The sequence below is a fragment of the Candidatus Melainabacteria bacterium RIFOXYA2_FULL_32_9 genome, assembly GCA_001784615.1.
Lineage (GTDB): Bacteria > Cyanobacteriota > Vampirovibrionia > Gastranaerophilales > UBA9579 > UBA9579.
The window spans coordinates 38,815-45,675 of sequence record MFRQ01000058.1; the positions used below are offsets into that span (position 1 = coordinate 38,815).

A 6,861-nucleotide genomic window follows, 5' to 3' on the forward strand; every position below is an offset into this window, starting at 1 on the left:
CCAGAAAACCAAATCTTATTAGTTCTTAACCGCTAGCAGGCATATTGAATCTGTAATTTATCAGCTACATCTTGATCTACTGCAATTAATGCATCTGATCTTCCTACCGGTAATGAGCTATTACCAATAGGCGCTAGCAGCTTTTTAAGCTCTTGATCCACCGCAACAAAGTAATTAATTATATTTTCCGCAACTTTATCTATATCTAAGCGCTTAACTAGTACAGGATTCTGTGTACATATACCAGCAGGACATAAGCCAGTATTGCAGGCATTACATTTACCAAAATCATTTCCTATGCATCCTGCTATTTGCAGCATTAATTTTCCTGTAAAAATACCATTTGCGCCAAGACATATCATTTTGAAAGCATCACCTGCGAGATTACCTGTCTGCCCAAGACCGCCTGCTGCCCAGAGTGGAATTTGTCCTTGTTTTCCTTGATGCACAGCTGCTAAATAGCAATCTCTTAGTTTTGATACTACAGGGTGTCCGGTATGATTTAATGAAATCTCATGAGCGGCGCCTGTTCCCCCTAGAATACCATCGAGGAAGAAACCACCCACTATATTATATGGATCTCTTAATAGGTTATTATAAACTGATACGCTTGTAGAACTTGCTGCTACTTTAATAGCGACAGGTACTTTAAATTTAAACGCTGCATTAAAGGATAGAAACATCTTTTGGACGCTTTCTTCAATAGAATAAAGCCCCTGATGATTAGGAGGACTTAGCAAATCAGCTTTTGGCACACCCCTGATTTCCTGAATGTGACTTGCAACTTTTTTAGCTTGTAATAAACCACCATCACCAGGCTTTGCGCCTTGTCCTATTTTTATAAGTACACCTGCTGGGTCTTCTACCATCTCAGGCATTGCATTTATAATTCTATTCCAGCCAAAGTGTCCTGACGCGATCTGTAAAATCATATATTTCAAGTATTTTGATCTTAATAGTCTATTTGGTAAACCACCTTCACCGGAGCACATTCTGACGGGCAGTCCAACTTCCTCATTTAAATATGCTGTAGCAATTGATAGTGCTTCCCACATTCTCCAGGACAGTGCACCAATTGACATATCACCAATAATAATAGGATAAATCCATCTATTAGGAGAAATTTGCTTGGACAAAGCCAATTTTCCATCTTGTACTTCAAATGGTAATTGTTCTGGTGGTAATATTCTTCCAAAGGGAGCCAGCATATCAAAAGTGTGTCTCTGGGCATCAAGGGAAGGATCTGTCATTTGTGAAATTCTGCCCACTTTTATTTTATCAAGGGTTCTTCCTTCAACACTTATATTTGATCTGCCACCTCTTTTAATGGAATCTCCATATGTAGCTCTATATTTTATTGCATGTCTTTCATAAGGGTTTTTAACAGGTTTAATGGCATCATTTGGGCATACTCTTTCGCAGATACCGCAGCCTCTGCAATAATTGCTAGCATTAACAACCTGTTTTATAACTGGAATTGTTTGAAAAGTTACTTTAGGTTCTGGAGTTAGTCCTTCGCTGACTACTTTACGTCTTTTCTCAACCTTTGCTTCTATTGCTTTAAACACACAGGAAGCCACGCATTTTCCACAAAGTGTGCATCTGTCAGACTTATATTCTATTTTCCACTGCAGATCATCTACTGCGACTTGATTAATTTTCATTGTTGCCATCTGCTTACCCTCAGATCATTATTGATTACAACCATTTCTCTTTCATGAGGATATATATCTTCTTCCCAGTTTCTTTCAGGCAGAACCTCATTTATGCCAGTTACCTCGGAAGTAATGATAACTGTGTCATCAGTTCTTCCAACTACAACCGGTCTCAATTTTTTAGAATCGCAGCAAGTAAACAATGTACCATCAGGAAGTACCCCAATAATGGTATTTGGGCCATTTATCTCTAAATGAGCCAGTGATGCTTTAATTCTTAGGAGTATTTCTTTATCTTCTCTTTTTTCTGTTTCGTCAAAAGGTAGAGGTGTTATTGTATGTTTATAATAGGATAAAGGCCATTTTAAAATCTTGTTGATATAGTGCAATGTATAAAGGAAGCACTGAGAATCGGACTCAAATCCTATATAACCTTTATTCAGGCTTTTTTGGAATAATTTATTTCTTTCATAGAAGGTGTTTTCACCATTAGCTAAAGCTGTATATCCTTGTAGGAAAAATGGATGAGCAGCATAGCGAACTATATCATAGTTTGTATTTTGTCTGCACTGAGCTGTAATTATTTTTGCAGTAAAATCATCATCTTCCTGCCATAGTCCGAAATAAGTTCCTATGTCTTTTGGATCACCTATTTCTTTAAGTGTAACTACATCAGGCCAAAAGGAATAAACATAGCCATCATCTTCTTTTTCAAGTTCTCTTCTTAGTCTTAATCTTGTATCTACTAATAGTTCTTCTTTTTCTTCCTGAGGAGCATACTTATAGCTTGCAGGATAATTAAAAACCTCAAAAACATAATTAGGCATTGGTTGTATATTAAGTTCAGGAGACGGATGTACATCCGGATTCCATTGCATTACCCTGACAAATCCTATTGTATGTAGAATATCTTCTGCTATTTTCGTTCCTTTATTTGTACATGCCATTGAAAGAATGGGCAGTCCTTTATAATTTTCAAAAATACCGCCTAGATCCTGCATAATCATTGCAAAGCCTGAGTTGTCATGGCCTTTTTGCTGTGATCTCATTAACTGCAATGCTTTAGAAGGATGGATATAATCCTTAGATTTGATTGCACCTATCCTACACACCTTAACTTCTCCCAGTTTCTATGTACGCTAATTCTGCCAAATATTATTAATCTCACTTATAATGTCTATTTAATAAAATACTGAACACTAATATCAAATTTCCAATATAATTTGAATTGCATTCTAACATGATTTTATATATTTTAGCATGATTCATCAGTGATAATAGAAGTCTCATTAAGAAATAATTAGTTTTATTAAGCTGACAATTCTTAAAAACTTTAACCAGTACTCTAATGTTTTTATGATCACTACTTCTTCATTAAATAATATTAAAAAATTAGTATGAAATTTAAGTTTAAACTCTTGTCATCTACATCAAATAGATGATTTTTTATTAAAATTGGAATATTTTTTTATAAAATGCACTCTTATTAAATATAGATAAAATCGCATAAGTAAGAGTGGGATATGGCGATTATAAGCAAAAGAATAAATAATAAAGAAAAAGATAATGTGCAAAATGCCATTAGCTATTTGAATAGTGCGAAATCCAGAAAAAGAGCCTATATATCACTACTTGCGCTTAATATTCTTATTAATTATCTTAGAGAACGAAGAATTACTGTAAGTACTGTTAACAATTGCTGGAATAATCCACTAATTTTAAATGAATTTGATATTGCGGATATCAAGCTTGAAAATAATCTAAGAATCGATGTAAGGGCTATTGTTGGTGATAAATATCCACAAATGTGGATTCCTAAAGATCATCGTGCCTATGAACTGTCTCCTGATATTTATGTTGCTATTAAAGTAAATAATAAGCTTGATAGAGCTGAACTTATTGGATTTATAGAAGCTAAAGATATAACAGCAGCATCTGGAAACAAAAATTATTTCTTTATAGATTCAAATATCTTAAGGCCTATATTAGATTTATTGGCTGCTATAAAAACTATAGCACCAAAACATTACATTTATTTATCTTTAGATCACAATTATGCCAAGGATTTATTTTTATCTTATCTTGATAATACGATATCTGGATTAAATAAGGAGTTTTTGATAAAGCATTTAGCAACTTGCGAAAGTTGTAGAGAAGAGTTTTATACCCTTTATGATTTAAATAGAGCAATATCCTGTGTAAAAAAAGAAGAACTTTTATATTATTTCACCTTGAAAGATTACGAAAATGCATTACCCCAAATGTCAGATTCGCTGCAAAGTTCTCAGCCTAAGAATCATAAAATACAGAAGCCAGGTCTTTTCAATTCAATTAAAAATATCTCTAAAAAAGAAAATAAAATTAAACCACAATATATTGGGTTATCATCTATTGCTAATCCTGAAGATTCCGAGCAGATATTCCCTGATCCTGCAATTATAGAATCACCGGGAATTAAGGATGCTTTGGATATGTTGTTTAACCCTTCTCAGGATAACCAGTTTGCTGATGATAATTACGAAAACCAAGATAATAACGAAGAAGAGATTTTAGAAGAATTAGAAAACGGCTCACAGCAAAATGAACCTGAAGTAGCGCCTCAGGAACACCAGGAAAATGTTGAAGAAACGCAAGAACATAATATTGAGCAACATTATGAGGCTGAAGTTTCCTGTGAATCTGTTGCTGAATCAAGTCAGGAGTATCAGCAAACAGAGGTATTCGTTCATCAAGAGAACTGTCTAGAGGATAAAGAAATAGTTTTTGAAAATCCAAAAACTATTGTAAGAAAATTTGCAAGATGTTTTAGACAGATAAATAGGCTTGTAAGTATAAATCAGGATAATTTTGTTGAACCTGAGCTTCAGCTTGAAGAATCAGATGAAGTTTTCTTTGAGCTTCCTGTTATAGAGCTTAATGAAGTTCAGGAAGATGCTTTTAATGAAATATTCTCAGAGGCTAATCTTGAAGAAAAATTAGAGATAAATAATGAAGAAAAAGTTTTCAAAAATCTTGCAAATAAAATGCAGACTCAGGATTCAAAACTCGTTATTAAAGAAAGTCCGTTTGATGAAACTAGTTCTGAATCCGTGACTCTTGAAACACCTTTAGAACAGTCTGTACTTTTTGAGTATCAATATAAGCTCTTAAAAGAACAATCTAAATTTGATATTTTAGAACAAACACAAACTAATGAACTTATACAAGAAACAGCTAAAATAGATGAAAATATCGAAGATATTCTTGCTAGTATTGATGATATAGAAATAATAGACAGTTTAGAAGCAGTTAAAACAGAGGCTAATAAATCAGATATAACTAGACATCAATCACAACAACAAGATGAGCAAAAAAATAATGAGGAAATGCAAAAGAAAGATAATCTTGTTGATATAAGAAAATTCAATAAAACGGCACAACTTATAAAGGTAGCCTCTGTTTTAACTGCAGCTGGCGTATTAACTTGTACAGGCTTAGTTATTGGTAATCAACTAGCTTTAAATGATAAGCTGGCTGGTATAGCTCTGGCTCAGAAACCTCAGACAGCTAATGAAATTGAAAATATTTCTCAACAAGCTCAATTTGTTGGTAATCAAAGAAACTTAAGTAATATTCCTGAAACCAATACGCCTAACTTAAAAGAACATCTTGCAAGTATTACAGGACAGGAATACTCTGCTCAGGTACAACCTACAACTAGAAATATTAATGATATATTGGCGAATGCTTTTGTGAGCCAGGGTCAACAGGTTAAAATATCAAATATATCCTGGGAAATAGGCTTGTCCTTAGCTAATGATCCAATACTTAAGAATTATCTTATGGTTACAGGACAAATAATGAAGATGGCGCTATCAAGAGAATTACTCTCAGCGACAGAAAGTATAACCAATAACCAGATCAAAGTACAAGTAGTTATGGATTTACAGGGTATTGTGCAGGAAAGTAAAATTCAAACCAGCAGTGGATCAAGACAAGTTGATGAAATTGTATTACAAACTATTAAAGAAACGTTTAATTATACAAAGCTCCCTACAATTCAGACAAATAAGCGTAAAATCAGTGCAGGTATAATTATAAACTTGTAATCTTATAACAAAGTGATAAGATAAAAGCAAGGGCCATAAATATACCTTTGGTGGTGGTTATAGTGGAGCTAACTGAAAAGCACCGTAGCTTAATAGAAAATATTGTAAAGAATAGTCCCAGATTCATCGGAAATGAGGATCTGGCTGATGATTTTTGCAGTGAAGCCTTTAAAAGGGCTTATAGCGCTATGGCATCATTTGAGGATATTAAAAATTTTGAAATGTATCTCAACAAGATTGCAAAATCTGCCATTCTAGAAGTATTGAAGAATTCTGGAAGACTTAGAAAGTCTAAAGCCGGTTATCGACGAATTCAGGAAAAATTTGTTTCTTCATCGTATCAACTTGATGCAGATGAAAATATTGCATATGATATACCGGATCCGGCTCCATCTTTTGAAGAAAGAATCATACAGCAAGAAGAGGTTAAAACGATAAGAGACATTATCTTGCAAATTGATTCAAAAGAAAAAAATAAAAGATACTTGGATATCTTTATTCTTCGTTATTTAAAAGGTGTAGATCAAGCAGAAATATCGTATCAAATTGGTATCAGCCAGGGAGAAGTTAGTAAAAGGATTACTGAACTTGCTAAAAAAGTTAACAAGTATTTAATCTAACAGCTATTCAATATCACCATTTTGTCAGAGAGAAAGTATCTAGCGTCCGGGTTTGAGTAAATGAGAACAGTAAACCATTTCATATTTAATATTTTTATATTAGTAATGCTGTTTAGTATGGGATTCTTGGATTACAAGAAATATCCTGTATTTGCTATTGAAAACCAATACAGTAATCAGCTTTTAAAAGTCAACATTGAAAAATCTGATGCTGACACTGTTAATATTAAAGTATATAGTTCAAAACCATACCCTATAGAATTGAGCCCGATAAAAAAGGGTGAAAATGAATACATAATATTTTTACCGGAAACTTATCATTCTATAACATCAAAACCTAATATAACTCCATATGCTGATGATATTAAAGATGTTGATATCAAGCTTGTTCCCTACATAAGTTCTAATATTAATAATGGTTATACTAAAATAACCATTAAAACAAATAAAGAAAATTTAAAATTAAATGTTGATAATGAAGTATCTTACCAGGACATT

At 33.1% G+C, this 6,861-nt stretch carries 5 protein-coding genes (1 of these 5 only partly in view); 3 read left to right on the forward strand and 2 right to left on the reverse strand.

What is annotated here, in order from left to right; translation table 11 throughout:
* Positions 1-32: 32 nt before the first annotated feature.
* Together A2255_01430 and A2255_01435 are read right to left on the reverse strand one after the other, a co-directional pair.
* Complete coding sequence (locus A2255_01430) at positions 33-1,673, reverse strand: glutamate synthase (GenBank protein ID OGI21632.1); 1,641 nt, start codon at positions 1,671-1,673, stop codon at positions 33-35.
* On the reverse strand, positions 1,661-2,767 hold the full coding sequence (locus A2255_01435) for a glutamate synthase (protein OGI21633.1): 1,107 nt from the start codon (positions 2,765-2,767) through the stop codon (positions 1,661-1,663). The genes A2255_01430 and A2255_01435 overlap by 13 nt, the downstream gene beginning before the upstream one ends.
* A gap of 411 nt (positions 2,768-3,178) precedes the next feature.
* Between A2255_01435 and A2255_01440 the strand changes: the two genes are divergently transcribed.
* The 3 genes from A2255_01440 to A2255_01450 form a co-directional block, all read left to right on the forward strand.
* Positions 3,179-5,743, forward strand: coding sequence for a hypothetical protein (locus tag A2255_01440; GenBank protein OGI21634.1), 2,565 nt, complete (start codon positions 3,179-3,181; stop codon positions 5,741-5,743).
* A 62-nt stretch (positions 5,744-5,805) separates the two neighbouring features.
* Positions 5,806-6,363 (forward strand): hypothetical protein, encoded by a 558-nt coding sequence (locus tag A2255_01445; GenBank protein OGI21635.1) that lies wholly within the window; start codon positions 5,806-5,808, stop codon positions 6,361-6,363.
* Between the two features lie 117 nt (positions 6,364-6,480).
* A protein-coding gene (locus A2255_01450; GenBank protein ID OGI21636.1) for a hypothetical protein crosses the window boundary here: on the forward strand, positions 6,481-6,861 show its 5' portion. Its footprint extends 1,296 nt past the window's final position; 381 of the gene's 1,677 nt are visible here — the first part of the coding sequence; it begins with the start codon at positions 6,481-6,483; the stop codon falls past the right edge of the window.

Excerpts from the sequence above, each read along its gene's own strand:
- A2255_01430 (OGI21632.1), bottom strand. The coding sequence starts at position 1,673 with ATGGCAACAATGAAAATTAATCAAGTCGCAGTAGATGATCTGCAGTGG.
- A2255_01440 (OGI21634.1), top strand. The coding sequence starts at position 3,179 with ATGGCGATTATAAGCAAAAGAATAAATAATAAAGAAAAAGATAATGTG.